An 18,354-nucleotide genomic window follows, 5' to 3' on the forward strand; every position below is an offset into this window, starting at 1 on the left:
GGTTAAAAAAAAACCTAAACACTGAATAATGACAAAGCAGAAAAGCTTATCATTATTCAACGTTTAGGTTTTGCCTTTTTAGCAGTAACAATCCCAATTTTATTCAATTGTTTGTTCATTTCTGACAACTCGTTCAATATGAATGGTCAGATACAATATCTCTTCCTTGGACAACACCCGATTATAGATCTTACGCGTATAGTCACTGATCCTTACTGCACATGCATGTGCTTCCGGATACTGCTTGCTCACCAAGTCATGAAGGGGATTATCTTCTTCTTTATCTTCAATCGCCGTTCCTTGCAACACACGTTGGGCAAAGAACTTCAGATGAGTTAAAAATCGATAATAACTCAATGAATCTTCATCAAGTTCAATCACAAAGCTACGTCTTACGATGTTAAGTATGTCCTTAACAATGTTTGTAATACTGATCGTTTCCCTCATCTCACCGTTCATCTGGGCATTAACCAGATGCATTGCAATGAATGCGCATTCGTCTTCGGGTAACAGGACACCTAACGTTTCCTCAATAATCTGTAGCGCCTTGAGTCCAATGGCATATTCCTTCCGGTACATGCGCTTGATCTCCCAGAACAATGCGTTACGGATCTGCAATCCTTGACGATGTCGATCAATGGCAAAATGAATATGATCCGTCAGTGAAATGTAGATGCTTTCATGCAGCTTCTCACCTAACACCGTCTCGGCATAACGGATAATCTCATCCGAGCACTCGACATATTCAACCGGGATATCAGACAGAAGTGTTTTGAGTTTCTGTGATACTTCCTTACTTTCAAGCGAGAATATTTTTTCGACGAGACTCTCGTCAATCGATTCACCAGTATGCTTTTTGAAGGCAATTCCACGTCCCATAACGACCAGTTCGTTTCCTCCCGGATCAATTACGGTAACTACGTTGTTGTTCAGCACCTTCTCAATTTTCATTTCTTCACATCACCTTGCACCGTCAAAGTAGTAAAAGGCAAAACCAAAGCAGGTCACGAAATATGCCCCGCTTCTGGTTTTGCCTGATTGAACAGTAACAATCCAGTATTCATTAGCCTTAGGCCCATCTTACCATATAATTATCCATATGACAATGTTTTTGTGAAAGCGGTTAATGTGCGTTAATGTGACATCAGAAGGTGCTTGCACAACTATGCTTATAGAACTAGTATTTACTCGTTGTTGTTCTTAAGACTTGCGCCATTTGTACTAATAACTTCCTTGTACCAATGGAATGATTTTTTCTTGTAACGATCCAATGTTCCTGAACCGTCATTGTTGCGGTCTACATAGATGAAACCATAACGTTTCTTCATCTCTGCTGTTGAAGCACTTACCAGGTCAATACAGCCCCATGACGTATAACCCATCACTTCTACGCCATCCTCAAGAGCTTCGCCAACCTGTACCAGATGGTCATTCAAGTATTGAATACGGTAATCATCGTTCACCGTTTTATTGCCATTTTCGTCCGTAATCAGCTCATCGACTGCGCCCAGACCATTTTCGACAATAAACAATGGTTTTTGATAACGGTCCCAGTATTTGTTCAGCGTTACGCGTAGTCCTTGCGGATCAATCTGCCAGCCCCACTCGCTCGCTTTGAGATAAGGGTTTTGCACACCTGCGAACAGGTTTCCTTTTCCTTCAACCCGTTTCTCCGGATCACCTGTCTCACAGATACTTACATAATAACTGAATGAGATAAAGTCTACGGTGTGCTTCAGAATTTCAGCATCGCCATCTTCAAACTTGATATTGATATTATTCGCTTTGAAATAACGATTAATGTATTTCGGATAGTAACCACGTGCATGGATATCAGCAAAGATATCATTGCGCTGTTCCGCATGCATCGCTGCAACCACATCATCCGGATTCGGAGTCAACGGATACGTAGGCATGCTCAGTACCATACAGCCGATTTTGGCTTCAGGCATAATTTCATGACCCAGTTTCACAGCTAACGCACTGGCTACCAGTTCGTGATGGATCGCTTGGTACAGATCCTGCTTGGACAGTTTTGCTTTTGGCGTATAGATCCCGCCGCTCATGAATGGCTCCTCCAGGATGGAGTTGATTTCATTAAACGTCAGCCAGTATTTAACTTTGCCTTTGAAACGGTTGAATAGCACTGTTACATAACGCTCGTAGAAATCGATCATTTTCCGGTTAACCCAGCCATCATATGTTTTGGACAGATGCAGCGGTGTCTCATAGTGAGAGATCGTTACGAGTGGTTCAATACCATATTTGTGGCACTCATCGAAAAGGTCATCGTAGAATTGCAGACCTTTCTCATTTGGCTCCAATTCATCACCTTTAGGGAAGATACGGGACCAAGCGATGGATGTACGGAACACTTTGAAGCCCATTTCAGCAAACAGTTTAACATCCTCTTTGTAACGGTTATAAAAATCAATCCCGATCAGTTTCAGGTTATCCTCTGTAGGACCTTCCGTTCTAGGCGTTGTAATCCCGTGTGGCATAACATCTTGAACAGACAGCCCTTTGCCATCTGTATTATAAGCTCCTTCAAGTTGGTTGGCTGCTACAGCGCCGCCCCATAGGAATTCTTTCGGAAATGGTGTAGTCATATCAATCATTCCTCTCATTATTTATCACTATAATAGGTTGGTTATAGAACTTAGTTAGTTGGCAGTTGTTCCAATCGTTGCATGATCAGCTCCAGCTGAGCACCCGTAATCGACTTTGATGAACCAAATTGATCTCTGGACATACCGGACATAATACCGGCTTTGGCACTATTTTGAACGGCTTCAAAAGCCCAATGCTTATCATTCAAATCGTTGAACAATACTACAGTTGACTCGTCTGTAGCATTCCAGCCGCGACTCGTCAGAATATGGTCTACGATCACTGCCATCTGTGCACGTGTTACTTCCTCTCCCGAGGCAAATATCTGATTGCTGACACCTTTCATCAACCCTGCCTTGGTCACTGTTACAATGGCCTGACGAGCCCATTCAGGGGCAGAATCTGTGTACGGGTAAGCAGATTCGGATACTTCAGGAAGATTTAACTTGTCGGCAAGCACGAGGGCGATCTGCGCTCTTGTCACAGGCTCCGTTGGTTTTGTTCCATGTTCTATGTTACCTCCATCCTGTTCCCCTGAAGTTCCTTTGCTTAGTTGGAACAGGTCGGCAAGTACTTCTTTGTTGTCAAAAGCCGGTACCCATGACCAATGCTTCATGCCGCCATACAGTCTTTGGCTATCCATGTATGCATCGTCATACAGTATCATATTGACATGCTTGGCTCCAAGCTCAGTTAAAGCCTGATAAGCCAAAGAGCTTGTCCGGCTGTCAGTGGTTGGATCATTTTTTGCATGCATAATCCATACTGGGACATCCACAATATCTTTCAGTTCTTTTTTGAATGCTTCTACAGATCCTGTGTAATCCGCTACCGTATCCTTGGCCGCTACAATAATCGCTCCAGCAAACAGATCGGGATATTGTGTCAAGAAACGGAAGGCACCGCCACCCCCACTGGAAACACCAGACAGATAGATCCGATTCGGATCAACTTCACCTTCAGCAACCAGCTTCTGAATCAACTCATACTGCGCCACGAAGTACGCCTGCATCTGGGCCAGTTGCTGCGGGTTATCATAGATTTTGAAACTGTAATTCTCAGGATACTGTACGGCCAGTACAGAAGTATCATACCCTGATTCCGTCCAGACTACAGCTCCACGATTCGCAGTAAGATGACTTCGCCCGTCCGTACCAACCTCGCCACCACCATGGAGCCATACCATGAGCGGCTTTGGTTCTTCGGACGTGCTTCGTTTCAGTTGATAGGACAAGTTCGCACCATTACTGCCTGTAAATTGTCCGTTTTCAAACTCATCGACCGTACGCGTTTTGATTACATTTACATTTTTATCGTCAAAAGAAAGTTCAGGATACGCCTTGCTTGTGACTGCAAATGCTGACTTAAATCCACCTGGATATTTAAAAGGCTTTACCGCCATATGGATGGTACGATCCGTAATTGTCAATTTTATTCCGTCATCTTCATACTCATTTTGTATGATCTCTTCCGCTTCATTTAAAGGATAGCCATCATAATTGCCAGTAATTTCGAAGTCTGAAGCTTTCAGATTCTGATATTTCTCCGGATTCGCTACACTAATGTCAAAGGACTCTACCATCTCTCCAGGATCACCAACATAGGTATTGGCCTGGATTCGAGTAACCTGGTTGCTTTCCGCACCAACGGTTGCTGGCCAGATCACACTCAGACTTAGTGTCAGGGCAAGCATCCATCCCATACTTTTTGTGTTCATGCTCCATCTTTTCAAAAGATATCCCTCCATATGTAATGTTTGCAGCACATAAAAAAGCGGACAAACGCTAATCAGCAGGCCCTCAGGAACATTAAATTCCATTAAACACGAACTGTTATATCAGGTTTGCCCGCTCAGAAAACGTGAGAACTACAGTTGCTCACCATTACTGGAGATTACGTTTTTGTACCAGTCGAATGAATCCTTTTTGGAACGTTTGAGTGTTCCGTTACCTTCGTCATCCAGATCCACGTAGATGAAACCATAACGTTTGGACATTTCGGAAGTGGACATGCTCACAAGGTCAATCGGGCCCCATGCTGTAAATCCAATCAGATCGACGCCATCTTTGATGGCTTCTTTCATTTGTTCGATGTGTTTTTTCAGGTAATCCACACGATAGGAGTCATGGATCGAACCGTCTTCTTCAACACGGTCATATGCACCCAGACCATTTTCTACGATGAACAATGGTTTCTGGTAACGATCCCAGAAGTTGTTCAGGGTTACGCGCAGACCGATCGGATCGATCTCCCAGCCCCAGTCGGATGCTTCCAGATAAGGGTTTTTCACGCCGCCAGTCAGGTTACCCGATGTTTCTTCCTTGTCTGCAGATGCAGATTTGGTTACGGACATGTAGTAGCTGAAGGAGATGAAATCAACGGTATTGTTCAGCAAGATCTCGTCATCGCCTGCTTCTTTTTGGATCACGATGTCGTTTTCTTCAAAATAACGAGCCATGTAGTTCGGATATTTACCACGAGCATGCATGTCCGTGAAGAAGAGGTTGATTTGATTCTCGTGTTGAGCCAGACGAACATCTACCGGATTACATGTTGCTGCATAAGTTTCCATACGAGCAAGCATACAACCCACTTGGGATCCAGGCATAATCTCGTGAGCAAGCTTCGTTACCAATGCACTTGCTACAAACTGGTGATGCAGCGCTTGATAAGTGGTTTGCAGTTTGTTGTCCACTTTATCGATCAGAATGCCGCCGCCAGTGTAAGGGCTGAACAGCATGACGTTAATTTCATTAAACGTCAGCCAGTATTTCACTTTATTTTTATAACGGTTGAACACCGTTTCTGCATATCGAACATAGTGCTGGATTACTTCACGGCCAGCCCAACCGTTATATTTTTGCGTCAAGCCAAGCGGTGTCTCATAGTGAGACAATGTAACGAGCGGCTCGATGCCATATTTCAACAATTCGTCGAATACTTCATCATAGAATTTCAAGCCTGCTTCATTTGGCTCTTGATCATAACCGTTCGGGAAAATACGTGCCCAGTGAATGGACAAACGGAATACTTTGAAGCCCATTTCAGCGAACAATGCAATATCTTCTCTAAAGTGATGGTAGAAATCGATACCAAAACGTTTCGGGAAACGTTCTTCAAATTTGCCGGAGAGGATCTCTTCGATTCGGGAAGAGGAAATTTCCATAGCATGTCCGCCTGTACGCTTCTCTTTTGGAACATGAGCGATCATGTCCGCTGTGGAGAGGCCTTTGCCGTCCTTATCGAATGCACCCTCCAATTGATTGGCAGCTGTAGCGCCGCCCCATAGGAAGTTTTCGGGGAATCCTTTTTTTGCCGTGGTCATGAACAACAACCTCTTTTCGAAATTTATTTTGGTTTTTCCAGATAAAAAATGGTGTAATTTAGAGCAGAAAACAAGAAAAACCTAAACTCAAGGTAAAATAGCACCAAAAAAAGGAGCTTTCATTTCACCATCAGTTTAGGTTTTGCCTGTCTTCACAGTTACAATCCATCAAAAGATGTTATTGCATATTCTGTTGTGTTTGCTCTTGTAATGTAAGCGTAACATATCTATTTTGCAAAATCAACTTCACTGGATCAACTGATCGTTCACACACTCTCACCATCGAAAAAATTAACGCGGCATACGCATAATCGCTGCCCTTAATGCCTGCGCTCCTTCCTCCGTTTCCAGGTAAACAGCGGGACTTTGGTCCCCTAAAGCCGGGATATCTTTCGCCATCCATTCAAAAGCGTACTCCCCCATTTCACACAAAAGCACCCGACTTATATCTGCCGGAATCCCTTGTAATCGCGCACGTTCTACCCATGCAGGGTCCATCTTTTGTCCAAGTTCTTCGAACAATTCGGAAAATGAGTCCCAGCTTGCCTGATTAAACTCCTTTAAATAGATACCTTTCATACTCATGTAATTTCACTCCCTGGATTGCAATTAATAACACCGAAGTCCTATCTGACACAATTCATCCTTAAGCCGCTTGAATCCGTTTCTGTAACAGGTAGACTTAATTTTAAATGTTTTTCGGGGGAAAGAACAGTCAAGGAGGATTCAATAATGACTCAGGAAGAAAACACATCCGGTTGGGATGCGATTGATCAATCCATGCGTGAATTGTATGGGGAACAGGAGCCAAAACACTACGGCACTGCCCTTCCGTATATGCTCGGTGGGCCTGATCCACTTGATGGTATCAGCGTCTATGCGGTGAACACACCTATGCCTCACTGGCATTTTGTCACATATGGTTTCTCTGAATTATATGAAAAAGAGATGCAGGATGCATCCAAGAGCGGGTATGGTTTTGAACTCACATTTCGTCTTACACGTAGTGAAGCAGAGACTGATCCGCCAGCCTGGGCGCTGAATCTGCTACAGAATGTAGGACGTTACGTGTTCAACAGCGGAAATATCTTTCAGCCAGGAGATTACATGGACGCCAATGGCCCCATCTGTCTGGAGTCTGATACTTTGCTGACTGCTCTCTCGTTTATTGAAGATCCGGATCTACCCGCAATCTCTACGCCTAATGGTTCAGTGCAATTTATTCAGATGGTTGGCATTACAGGTCGGGAACTGGAAATGATTCAAAGCTGGAATGCTCGTGGATTCCTGTCTGCCTCCTCCATGTTCATGCCCAAATATGTGACGGATCTGATGAGAAATTCGTACGCAGATATTCCTTCGGTTATACAAGCGGTTGAGGATGGAATGGAACAGGACGGGTCCAGCACAGCGTTTTTATTCATACAACAACTGGCTTGGGAGTCTCCTCGCAAAAGATTGCTGCAAAAATCGGTCCCGGCCAAACTCCAGCTTGGAGCCAAACAAGCCGTATTAGTTGGCACCATCCTTCGCAGCCGAATTTCGAAAGGTGCCTCCCTATCCTTGATCGGACCGGATACTAATATTCTGTTCGAAGCAGGAGAACATCCAGCCGTATTGGAGTCTGACAGACAAGTTACCCTGACGGTGAACAAACAAATTGTTGATGAGCTGGCAGAGAACCTTCGCCCGTTTGAAGGAACATTCGAGATAACTTCATTGGATCATATTATCGTTCAGATTGTTAGAACAGAGATTAAGGACCAGGAAGGACACGTCATTCAAACGATTGGATGAGAACTGTGCAGCAAGGAGGAAACAACATGCCTGCCATTACATTTGCCTCACAACACGAACAGTCCCCGACTTGCTCGCATGCAGCAGGAACGGCTCCGTTCGACTATTTACCAAAATCCAGTCTGGATAGGCTTCGTAAAATCAATCATTTCCTGATTCATGCATTCCAGAACAGTATCTCGGTTATCAAAGAGAATTTAACGGGCACTTATCTTTTTCTACTCGCCGATACCAACGGTGTGCTCCTCTCCATGAATTACAGTTCAGATCTAAAAGCTGTAGTAGAACATTCCCCCATTCGTCCGGGCATGTTCTTCACTGCAAAGAGCTGTGGAGTTAACGCCATATCAGAAACGATGGATAACAATAAGCCTGTACTGCTGCTGCCCGAGCAGCATGAAAGTCCTTATTTTCAAAGCTGGCATTGTTACGCCTCACCTCTGTTCATGGGATCACAACATTTCGGTTATCTGGATGTGTCCACCATCAATGCGGATATGCAGGGTGAACTGATCGCCATTGCCAAGCTAATTCCAGCGTACATGCAGAACTGTTACCAGAGTCAACAGACTGCTGAACTGTGCGACAAACCGGCAGTGGAGTTCACCGAGCGTCAGTTAACCATTCTGGAGATGATAGCCGGAGGCCTCACGGTAAAAGCCATTGCTTTGAAATTAAAGATCAAGGAATGCACCGTGAATCATCACAAAAAAGTGATTTTTAACAAATTAGGTGTGCAATCCAGCACAGAAGCTGTTTCAATTGCCAGCCGAATGTCTTATGTATAGAAGACCCCTATAGATTCCTATAGGTAGTATATGAGAACATTTGTGCTACAATTTAGGAAGCAGGCAACATGTAGAGAGAGAGAAACAAACACACACACATTTCAGGAGGGTAATATGACAATTCCAAAAAAAGCTTCTTTATTCGCCATGCTCATTATGATTATGCTGGTTGCAGCCGCTTGCGGTGACAAAGCAGATAACACAGCCGCAACAGAAGAGCCTACCCCGACAGAAACAACGACAGGTACTGATTCTGATACAGCGACTACAGAAGAAACAGAGAACACAGAACCAGCAAGCGAAGAGTCCAAGGAAACTGATAATTCCCAAGACGTTGAGCTGGGGACTACGGAAAAAGGTTCTTACACCAATGACTATTTTGGCGTATCTCTGAAATTCCCGGAAGCATGGGAGTTCCAGGATGCTGCAGGCATGAATGAGCTGACAAGTGCTTCATCCGAAGCGATTGCTGGTGATGATGAAACAAAGAAAAAACAAATTGAACTGTCTCAGACCAAAACATTGAATCTGCTTATGGCTTCAAAGTACCCATTGGACGGAGGTCAAGTTGGCCCTTCCGCTATGGCCATTGCTGAGAAAGTAAGCTTGTTGCAAGGCATCCGTACAGGTAAAGACTACCTGGAAGCAACCAAAAAATTCATGGTGGATAGCCAGTTCCCTTACGATTATAAGGAAATGACAACGGAAACCATCGGTGGTAAAGAGATGGATCTGATGCAAATCACGATGGATCCAGGTGACGGTTCAACCGTTACTCAAGATTACTATAGTACAATTATTGAAGGATATGCTTTCAACTTCATATTCACTTACGTGGATGATAAGACCAAAGCCGAGATTGATACCATCAAGAAATCGGTTCAATTCAAATAATCGCTTTTGATTACTGCCATTATACGAAGCACATATGACACAACCCCGATAACGATCTATGGAGATCATTGTCGGGGTTCTTTTTTACTGAAAAAAGATGTCTTGCTCTTGCACTAGCTAGATATGGCTACCCAGTGCCCTTCCGTGACTTCTACCCACTTGGAATGTTCGAGATTATAACGGTCCTACAAAAAAGGTTGTCACCAAGATCATCTATAAGATCTTGATGGCAGCCTTTTGTCATTCTTCCAGCACACGGCAATCTGCCAGAACATCGGGATAGTTTCGCATGCTGTCCGCATCAGTAATTTTGCGAATAACTTTGCACGGTACGCCTGCTGCAAAAGAATGCGGTGGAATATCACGAGTCACCACGCTACCTGCTCCGATCACACAGCCGTCTCCAATCGTTACGCCCCCGCACACTGTGACGTTTGCCGAGATCCACACATCGTTACCAATCGTGACCGGTTTGGCATAACATAGTGACTTCACATCACCGTTCTGGTCCACCATCTGTCTCCGCTCGCTGGCAATCATGGGGTGAATGGGGGTAACAATCGTGACATTGGGTCCAAAACTGGTATAGTCTCCGATCGTCACTTGTGCGTCGTCTTGTATCGTCAGATTGTAATTACCGAAGAAATGCTCGCCTATCCGGGTATGCACACCATAATGAAAAAAGATGGGACCTTGCATGAATCCACCTTCACCGATCTGCCCCAGTAACTGTTGTAATATCTGATTCCTTTCCTCAGTCTGTTCTTCAAAGGTCTGACTGTAACGCTGACTGAGATTATGGGCCCGCCTTTTGATGATCTTTAATTCGGGATCACTTGGACTGAACAACACGCCTTTCATGATTCTCTCTTCTTCACGCATCATGAATCCTCCTCTACAAGGGTTAGCTTATAAAATAAAAGCCACAGACATGACCTGTGGGTTATAAGGCTTCTGCTAGAATGCCTGACTTCAACGCCTGAAGCACCATTCCTCGTAACCCAGCATCAAAATCATGTTGGAACGAGTCCTGATGTACAATCTCCGGCAACGATGGCATGGGGTGATCCTTCCCGTACTGCTTCCACGCCAAATCCAGCTCTTCTCTCTCCACACGTTCCTGATAAATGACAATCTGGTGCGGGGCAACGACGGCATTAATCGTTTGCAGGATATGACATACCTGCACTACAAAATCATCTTTGCTCAAGTCACGGTGCCAATCAGGTGAATAAGGAAGATACTTGATCTCACCAAACATCCCGTTTTTCCCACGAATCATCTGTCCATTCAACATCATGCCCATACCCGGCGGGTATCGGTTCGGAAAATAAACTCCGGCTACACTCTGTTCCTTCATATCCGCATGCTGTGTGCAGTATCCGCTAATTGCTGCATTAACATCATTCTCCACGAGAACGTTCAGTTGGAACTCGCTCTCGATCTCCCGTATCAGATGTGAATGGATAAGTTCTTCATGACTGCTCACCGTGATGTCCCCATCTACGGCTTGCCCCGGAATACCGATGCCGATCATATCAATGGAGGGATACTCCTTAATGAAACGCGCAATAAGTTGCAGCATATGCTGTTTATCAAAAGCAGGCAAGATGCTCTCTTCCTTCAACACAACCTTATTCGCCAGATTCATGACCGTTGCCGAAATCAACTCCTGGCCTTTCATCTCTTTGATGTAAAGAACCAAAGCAAGCTTGAAGTTATAATTATATCGATATGCCTGAGCAGGACGACCGCCGTTAGAGGGAACCACTTTATCCTGGAACAACTCTCCGCCATCACATAATTCCTGAATCAGCGCATTAATGGTAACAACACTAAGATTGGTTAATAAAGCTAATTGCGGTTTGGTCGCCGTCTCAATCTGCTGCATGACTTCACGCACATTATTCAAATTGATGTATTTCATCATTGTAGCGTTGGCTTTTTTCATAACCCTCTCGTTTCTACTCTGGTTCAATTGAGCCAAAGCAATGGTATGGATGTCATTCACACCATATCATAACATAATGCCTTACTCGAACACATGAGTTCCATCGTGTTGGAAAAGGATCGAAATCGGCCGAGCTACTTTGTTCACTCAAACAAATCATCCATCGATTTCACAGGCTTCACTTCAATCGGTTGCTTTGACAAGACCATACTTGCATAGGTACCTGCCCATATTATAACTGCCATAATAACGTAGACCATCCATACTTACCTCCCTGTTTCATGCGGATTATGATTTTGCGATACTTACCACACGTGACTATTCCTCTAGTTAATAAATATACTTTATAAAGTATATTACGTAAGTATGCGAGGATAATAGTTCTTTGTCAATATGATTTAGATTTATCCGAGCCCTTTTCAGTCCAAGGAACATGTGGACAACAAGACTACAACAACGCGTATTATCTCGATGCCCATAAAAAAATAACTGCCGAAAGAATCATTCAACGATTCTTTCGGCAGCCGTTTGTTCAATATACAAGCAGTTTATTTTGAATATATTCGTTGTACCCCGGGCAATAAGGTCACAACTTGAATACCCACTCCCCATGCAAAATAGACCAAGTGAATGATAGAGACATCCTGAATCCAGTACACCTGCACCATAATCCAGATGATGAGAGCAAACCCCGTATACAACGAAAAAGTCCAAGCCCAATAGCGGTCAGGATAGAGATTCAGTCTCTCACCCAGCCCCCAATGAACGTAGCGGATGAGCGAAATAGCAATCATTGTAGGCATCACGCCAAGAACCAGCAATAGGATGATCCCCGGGAACAAAAAACTGGAAAACGGGGAATTCCCCAACAAAGATGCGGGCAAATTCACCATACTTCCGGATGGGTCTATGATTAAAATGCCGCCTCCAACAATCGCCCCAATCCCCAGCATTCCATGCATCAACATAAGTAACCACGATCTGCCTATACGCTGCTTCATCATGAATGGCTCCTTCCGTTCTCTCGTTACTCAACCTCATATATGGACGATTATGCTCAAACCCTTTAGTACCATTCTCACACATGCCACGTATTGTTCCTGTGCTTCTTTTCACTATATTGATCTCGAAAATCATTCGTAATGGAAAAACTTGATAAAAGAACGTACGTTCGGTATAATGAGATTATCCTGAATAAGCGAGAGGCAGATATGGACGACAAATTTATTAAGGAATTACGCGAGATTAGTCGGGATGACAGACGAAGATCGGAATTTATGATTCAAGGCTTGAAGGAAACACTGCAAGAACGCAAAGAAGAAGGCATACTCAAGCGCTGGATACGGCGTAAGAAAACAGAGAAAAAAATCTCTCAAAGATTTAATCAAGATCCTCACTCGGATCAAAAGTAACAACATAAAAAGGAGGCGGAATACGCCTCCCTTGCTATTTACATACTTGAATTATTTAGGCTTTGTTAGTTGTGACTTAATCCATAAGTTAGCTAAAATACACATTTATGCTTCCAATAGGTCAAATCCTAGCTGGACTTGGTTTCTGATAAGCTTACTTACCTGACTTTCTTATAAAGGGAGTGAAAATATGACAAATACTTCGGGCTCAATATCAAAAAAGAAGGCAATAATTCTGGTGACAGGAATGTCGGGTACAGGTAAATCAACGGTTCTGGGCGAACTTGCTCATAGAGGGCATAGAGTTATCGACACCGATTATGATGGTTGGAGCGAGAATGTGGATGGTTCTGGGTGGTTATGGCACGAGAATCGAATCGATGAGCTGCTCACTGAACATAGCGAAGGTACTTTATTCATTTCGGGTTGTGTATCAAATCAGGGGAAGTTTTACCCGATGTTTGATGCAGTAGTGTTGTTAAGTGCCCCCCTCGAAGTAATCCTTGAACGTATAACTTCCCGTAAGACGAACGATTATGGAAAAACTGTCGAACAACGTGAAGAAATTATGCAAAACGTCGCTACTGTTGAGCCTCTCTTACGTGCTGGAGCTACTGTTGAGATCGACACCAGGAAGCCGCTTGATGAAGTTATAACCGAGCTTGAGCTCATTGCCAACTCCACTAGCTGATCACTTCTTCGCACTGTACAAAACCGCCCAGTTAGACCATTCCAAGTATCTTGTTAAACTAAGCAGCCAATCACAATGATCGGCTGCTTTCTTTGTTTTATTGAGCTAACGTTTCCCGTTAGCCCAATGAGTATCCTCCATTTAGTCGTTCAAAACTCATCGATCAACGAGATACCTTTAGTAATCCTCATTCTACTATCTTGCAAGAAATCGCGGGTCCAGTCATCTGGTTTGCTTAAATCCCAGCTCCGATGTATACCGACAACCACGATGAGTTTTTGATCTACCTCGTTTTAAGGCAAAATGGCAAAAGACCGGACTGGAAAACCAGAAGCTTTCTCCGCCTTTGGTACAATGTTGAAGATCACCGCGCCTTTAGCTGGCACCTGATCCAGGTTGGTTAACAGCTCAACTTGATATGTATCCTGGGCAAGTACATAATATTCTGCCAGAAGTGCTCCATTTTTCTGATAATCCACGGCGGAATCCGTGTCAAAGGTTTCATGCCCAATGGCTTGCACTTTTCTCTCCTCAAATAAAAACATGAGTGCACTAACCGACCATCCAGGGGCATGACTGTTGCCCTCATCATCCTTGTTATCAAATGTTTCATGGTTAGGCCAGCGTTTGCTCCAATCGGTACGTAAGGCTACAAAGCTTCCAGCTTCAATCACGCCATGCTCTCTTTCAAATGCAAGAATATGCTCCACTTCCAGTGTAAAATCCGGATTGTTCTCTACTTCGGCAGACTGGTCAATGACCACAAGCGGGAGCACAAGCTCCTTCAAACCTAGTTCATCCAGATAACGGGTATCCCGAACGAAGTGGATCGGCGCATCAAGATGTGTCCCGTATTGACCCGGGAACTTGAAGCTCTGGGCAAAGAAGCCTTGATCGTGATCAAACAGTGTATCGAATTGCGCTGCCTCAAAAGCTGAAAAATGTGGAGAGCCTGGACCAAACGTATGAGTCAGATCCACCCATTTCTTTTCTTTTAACAATTGAATGGCTTGAATGAGTTCGTTGGACATCCTAATCACCTCATGCACAAAATGGAATAAATTTCTCCTATTATATCTTATTCCATTACAATTGGGGAGAATACCTATATTGGTTGGCAGGGCAGTTAATTTTCAAATTCAAAAACTTCACTGACCATAGATGTCAGTGAAGTTTTTTTATAATAGGAGAGTAATCCATTCAATCATGAATAACAAAAGGAGCGTGTATGATGCAAACGAAGAACGTATATCTATATGTATTTGATACGATGTCAGACTGGGAGATAGGATATCTAACTGCTGAATTGAACTCGGGAAGGTATTTCAGGAAAGAAATCAAGCCTTTACAGGTCGTAACCGTAGGCGTGGATAAACATTCGGTAACTACCATGGGCGGATTGAACATCCTTCCCCATATTTCTATTGATGAATGTACATTGAAAGGTGACGACGTCATCATTCTTCCGGGAGGAAACACCTGGATGGACACCATCCATGATCCCCTATTGAAAAAAGTTGCTGCCTCTATAGAAGAGGGTACGGTTATTGCAGCGATTTGCGGTGCGACGGTTGCACTTGCAAAAATAGGGATACTGGATTCCAGACAACATACAAGCAATGATTTAGAATACCTGAAGATGATATGCCCAGAATATACTGGGGAAACATATTATCAAACGGAGCCAGCAGTAACCGATGGAAATATAGTTACTGCATCTGGAATAGCTCCGTTAGAATTTACGATGCATGTGTTGAAGCTGTTGAATGTCTTTGCACCAGAAACATTACAGGCCTGGTTCAATCTGTATCAGACTCATGAGTCCAAATACTTCTACCGGTTAATGAATTCTATTGCACCTGAATAACCAGTTTCCCTCGGGTATGATGGGTTTCACTCTTCTCATGTGCTTCACGTACTCCCTGTTGAGTTAGTGGGTACATTCCATCAATAATCGATTTGAGCTTGCCTTCCGCAGCCAGTTCAGCCAGCTGATCCAGTTGATCCCCTTTGGGCTCCATCATGAAGACGTTGGCCGTTACTCCGGCTTCCTTGGCAAGCTTCTCATCCGGTTGTTCCACCAAGGATACCAGATGTCCGCCAGACTTTAACACCTTGAAGCTGTCGCGCTGAATATCACCGCCCATGGTGTCCAGTACAACATCATAACCGGAGAGAATCTCCGAGAAATCTTCTTTTTTATAGTTGATAAAATGATCCACACCCAACGAGCGAAGCAACGCTTCGTTTGATTCACTTGCCGTGGAAGCCACTTCAGCGCCTAAGGACTTGGCGATTTGAATTGCATACGTTCCCACACCACCTGCACCTGCATGAATGAGTACCTTCTGCCCTTTGCCTAAACGTCCATGATCCACAAGGGCTTGCCAAGCCGTCATCGCAGCCAGCGGGATCGCTGCCGCTTCCTCGAAACTCAGTTGCTCCGGTATACGGGCTATAATGTCTGCATCGACAGCAACATATTCTGCATAGGTCCCGAATTGACGCGGACGCGCAAATACCCGATCACCTTCTCTGAACCGCGTGACATTGGAACCTGCTTCAGCCACAATACCCGCAACATCGCCGCCCAGAATCAACGGAAAATTCTCCGCTGCTTCTTTCATATCACCTTGTCTGATTTTGAAGTCTACCGGATTCACCGACGTGGCATGCGTTCGGATTAACACCTGATTCACTCCACATCTTGGCTTGGCTACTTCCTGTTCCTTCAATTGTTCCGCTCCACCAAATTTCTCAATCACAATTGCTTTCATTAGAGATCCCAGCCTTTCCATTGGATTATCGTTATGCTCTCCTCCATCATTACCCTTTCCCAGCAATCACTTGACCTATTCATTCAAAATTCACAACAATCTGAGATTCACAAGCCAATTCAACAATCGTGATATAATGTCGATTAGTGATGAAGTTAAATCTTAACCCAATAATTGAACAAGCGAGGTAACACGATGGAAGTAGAAGTAAGTACATTACATGCATTTTCGGATCAGGCTCATGGCGGAAACCCCGCAGGTGTTGTTTTACAAGCAGCTCATTTGTCTGAAACCCAGATGCAGGAGATTGCCAGACAAGTCGGTTTTTCAGAGACTGCATTTGTTATGCCGTCGGATCAGGCTGATTTCAAAGTGCGTTACTTTACCCCAAGTGATGAAGTCGATCTATGTGGACATGCCACAATTGCTTTGTTTTATATAATGAAGACACAGCTGCTCGTTAATGTTGGTACATATACACTGGAGACACTGGCCGGAATTCTTAAAGTTGATATCGAAGTCAATGGAGAAGTCTATCTGTCTCAGACGTTGCCGGAGTTTGGGGAGATCGTGGATCGACAGCAGATTACCGATTCGTTACGTATTTCTATGGAGGATTTGCATGCTGAACTACCTGTACAGATTGTGTCTACCGGGCTACCCGATATCATGATAGCCGTTAAAGATATTGATGTTCTGACCAAAATCGATCCTGACTTCCAGCGTATCACTGAAATAAGCAGGGCTCATCATGCCATAGGTTATCACGTGTTTACACTCGAATCAGATGATATGGACGTTCTGGCAGAATGCCGTAATTTTGCACCGCTTTATGATATACCGGAAGAGAGCGCAACGGGCACATCCAATGGTGCAATGCTCTGTTATTTATCCCAGTACAACCAGCTTACAGATCCTCATCTTCACACGTACACGATCAGACAAGGGTATACCATGAACCGCCCCTCCGAGATCCGAGCCAGATTAACGCTGGGCAGCTCTAATGAAATCACACAGATTCAGGTTGGCGGTAATGCAATTCATATCGAAAACATTCAAATACACCTCCCTTAATGGGAGGTGTTTTACGTACGTAGGATATGTAAACTATCTTATGCGAAGCAGTGTAGTAGTCTGGCCTGTTGTCATCATTGAATTTGTTGTAAAAATCGTAGTACCGCTACCTCCAACTGGTTCAGCCCTGGCTGCTCTATAGGAAAATGGCCTGCCCCTTCCAAGATCACACATTCCTTGTCTACCACCAGACGATCAAAAAAAGATTGGCTGAACCTGATTGGTGTCATGGGGTCCAGTTCAGGGTGAACCAACAGGACCGGACACTGGTTGAACTGTTCCGGGCTTACCTCCGGTTTTTTATTAAGGAATGTTCTTAATAATTCCAACGGAATACGTGTAGCTGCCGCTTGTGGATCATCCATAATAAGCCGGGTTAAGTCCTTATTATTAGTAATCAGTTGCATTCGGGATACCTGTTTGACCGAAATAGGTACATGATCCAGCAGACCAGGGAACAGATCCATCATCCGTTTTCCCGCCCGGCTTACCAGACGATTCGGTGCAAGCTGATCACGCATTTCCGGGTTACTCGTATCTACAAAAGTAGTTGCGATCAAACCCTTAACACGCTTGCTGCGTGCACTGGTGTGATAGGCAAGCATACCTCCGATACTACTTCCCAATACAACGATTGGCTTGCCGTCTTTCTTGTATTCCCGTTCGATGAGTGACACAAGCAGCTCTATCCATAGTTCGTAGTTGATACGTGTACCAGACATTGCATAACTTAACCCATACGGCGGAAGATCTGGCGATACCACCTCGTATCCATGTCGCTGCAACATTCGGGCATAAGGAGCGAGCAACCTGCCATTGCCTCCAGCACCATGAATAAACAAGATTTTGATTGAAGATTCAGGCGCGGGTAATCGATCGATATGAAGATGAACGCCATTCGATTCCCACCATTCTTCTTCAGGAGCTGTATCATCGTTCAGCCTCACTTCTTCCGGAAAAAAGTTCTGATACTGTTTCCAATAGGGATGTGTTGTCTGATAGGAAGGCAAACTTTTTTTCATGCGGTACATTCTC

Annotated in this window: 18 protein-coding genes; 7 read left to right on the forward strand and 11 right to left on the reverse strand. The window is 44.2% G+C overall.

Features of this window, described 5'->3' with window-relative positions:
* Positions 1-99: 99 nt before the first annotated feature.
* The 5 genes from MKY66_RS22040 to MKY66_RS22060 form a co-directional block, all read right to left on the reverse strand.
* A complete protein-coding gene (locus MKY66_RS22040; RefSeq protein WP_036668684.1) occupies positions 100-951 on the reverse strand; it encodes a PRD domain-containing protein in 852 nt (283 codons plus the stop codon).
* Between the two features lie 233 nt (positions 952-1,184).
* Complete coding sequence (locus MKY66_RS22045; protein WP_218639212.1) at positions 1,185-2,615, reverse strand: glycoside hydrolase family 1 protein; 1,431 nt, start codon at positions 2,613-2,615, stop codon at positions 1,185-1,187.
* A gap of 44 nt (positions 2,616-2,659) precedes the next feature.
* Entirely contained in the window at positions 2,660-4,327 is a 1,668-nt protein-coding gene (locus MKY66_RS22050) for an S-layer homology domain-containing protein (RefSeq protein WP_339805936.1), read from the reverse strand.
* A gap of 150 nt (positions 4,328-4,477) precedes the next feature.
* Positions 4,478-5,935 (reverse strand): glycoside hydrolase family 1 protein, encoded by a 1,458-nt coding sequence (locus MKY66_RS22055; protein ID WP_036668687.1) that lies wholly within the window; start codon positions 5,933-5,935, stop codon positions 4,478-4,480.
* A gap of 291 nt (positions 5,936-6,226) precedes the next feature.
* Positions 6,227-6,520 (reverse strand): antitoxin Xre/MbcA/ParS toxin-binding domain-containing protein, encoded by a 294-nt coding sequence (locus MKY66_RS22060; RefSeq protein WP_083657375.1) that lies wholly within the window; start codon positions 6,518-6,520, stop codon positions 6,227-6,229.
* A gap of 147 nt (positions 6,521-6,667) precedes the next feature.
* Here MKY66_RS22060 and MKY66_RS22065 point away from each other — a divergent pair, with 147 nt between their 5' ends.
* The 3 genes from MKY66_RS22065 (at position 6,668) to MKY66_RS22075 (ending at position 9,414) form a co-directional block, all read left to right on the forward strand.
* On the forward strand, positions 6,668-7,732 hold the full coding sequence (locus MKY66_RS22065; protein ID WP_076216447.1) for a suppressor of fused domain protein: 1,065 nt from the start codon (positions 6,668-6,670) through the stop codon (positions 7,730-7,732).
* 26 nt (positions 7,733-7,758) lie between these two features.
* Positions 7,759-8,520, forward strand: a complete 762-nt coding sequence (locus MKY66_RS22070) for a LuxR C-terminal-related transcriptional regulator (protein WP_076216445.1) — start codon at positions 7,759-7,761, stop codon at positions 8,518-8,520.
* Positions 8,521-8,634: 114 nt separating this feature from the next.
* Positions 8,635-9,414: a hypothetical protein gene (locus tag MKY66_RS22075; protein WP_076216443.1), complete on the forward strand. Its 780-nt coding sequence runs from the start codon at positions 8,635-8,637 to the stop codon at positions 9,412-9,414.
* Positions 9,415-9,654: 240 nt separating this feature from the next.
* On the opposite strand, the gene MKY66_RS22080 is transcribed toward MKY66_RS22075, so the two are convergent.
* The 3 genes from MKY66_RS22080 to MKY66_RS22090 form a co-directional block, all read right to left on the reverse strand.
* A complete protein-coding gene (locus MKY66_RS22080; protein WP_243391449.1) occupies positions 9,655-10,299 on the reverse strand; it encodes a sugar O-acetyltransferase in 645 nt (214 codons plus the stop codon).
* Between the two features lie 58 nt (positions 10,300-10,357).
* Positions 10,358-11,365 carry an ROK family protein gene (locus tag MKY66_RS22085; protein WP_076216439.1) on the reverse strand — a complete coding sequence of 336 codons (1,008 nt, stop codon included), beginning with the start codon at positions 11,363-11,365 and terminating at the stop codon, positions 10,358-10,360.
* A gap of 548 nt (positions 11,366-11,913) precedes the next feature.
* Positions 11,914-12,369 carry a hypothetical protein gene (locus MKY66_RS22090; RefSeq protein WP_143760394.1) on the reverse strand — a complete coding sequence of 152 codons (456 nt, stop codon included), beginning with the start codon at positions 12,367-12,369 and terminating at the stop codon, positions 11,914-11,916.
* A gap of 138 nt (positions 12,370-12,507) precedes the next feature.
* On the opposite strand from MKY66_RS22090, the gene MKY66_RS22095 reads away from it, so the two are divergent.
* Positions 12,508-12,777 carry a hypothetical protein gene (locus tag MKY66_RS22095; RefSeq protein ID WP_017687044.1) on the forward strand — a complete coding sequence of 90 codons (270 nt, stop codon included), beginning with the start codon at positions 12,508-12,510 and terminating at the stop codon, positions 12,775-12,777.
* Between the two features lie 190 nt (positions 12,778-12,967).
* The gene (locus MKY66_RS22100; RefSeq protein ID WP_218639211.1) at positions 12,968-13,468 is read left to right on the forward strand and encodes an AAA family ATPase; all 501 of its coding nucleotides are present in this window, start codon (positions 12,968-12,970) and stop codon (positions 13,466-13,468) included.
* Between the two features lie 293 nt (positions 13,469-13,761).
* On the opposite strand, the gene MKY66_RS22105 is transcribed toward MKY66_RS22100, so the two are convergent.
* Positions 13,762-14,499, reverse strand: a complete 738-nt coding sequence (locus MKY66_RS22105) for a cyclase family protein (RefSeq protein WP_076216437.1) — start codon at positions 14,497-14,499, stop codon at positions 13,762-13,764.
* 200 nt (positions 14,500-14,699) lie between these two features.
* Here MKY66_RS22105 and MKY66_RS22110 point away from each other — a divergent pair, with 200 nt between their 5' ends.
* A complete protein-coding gene (locus MKY66_RS22110; RefSeq protein ID WP_076216435.1) occupies positions 14,700-15,335 on the forward strand; it encodes a type 1 glutamine amidotransferase family protein in 636 nt (211 codons plus the stop codon).
* Here MKY66_RS22110 and MKY66_RS22115 read toward each other — a convergent pair.
* Complete coding sequence (locus tag MKY66_RS22115) at positions 15,319-16,245, reverse strand: NADP-dependent oxidoreductase (RefSeq protein WP_076216476.1); 927 nt, start codon at positions 16,243-16,245, stop codon at positions 15,319-15,321. The genes MKY66_RS22110 and MKY66_RS22115 overlap by 17 nt on opposite strands.
* Positions 16,246-16,440: 195 nt before the next feature.
* Between MKY66_RS22115 and MKY66_RS22120 the strand changes: the two genes are divergently transcribed.
* A complete protein-coding gene (locus MKY66_RS22120) occupies positions 16,441-17,319 on the forward strand; it encodes a PhzF family phenazine biosynthesis protein (protein WP_076216433.1) in 879 nt (292 codons plus the stop codon).
* A 74-nt stretch (positions 17,320-17,393) separates the two neighbouring features.
* Here the strand turns inward: MKY66_RS22120 and MKY66_RS22125 are convergent, their stop codons facing one another.
* Positions 17,394-18,341, reverse strand: coding sequence for an alpha/beta hydrolase (locus tag MKY66_RS22125; protein WP_083657374.1), 948 nt, complete (start codon positions 18,339-18,341; stop codon positions 17,394-17,396).
* Positions 18,342-18,354 lie beyond the last annotated feature (13 nt).

Origin of the sequence: Paenibacillus sp. FSL R5-0766 (assembly GCF_037971845.1) — a bacterium.
Lineage (GTDB): Bacteria > Bacillota > Bacilli > Paenibacillales > Paenibacillaceae > Paenibacillus.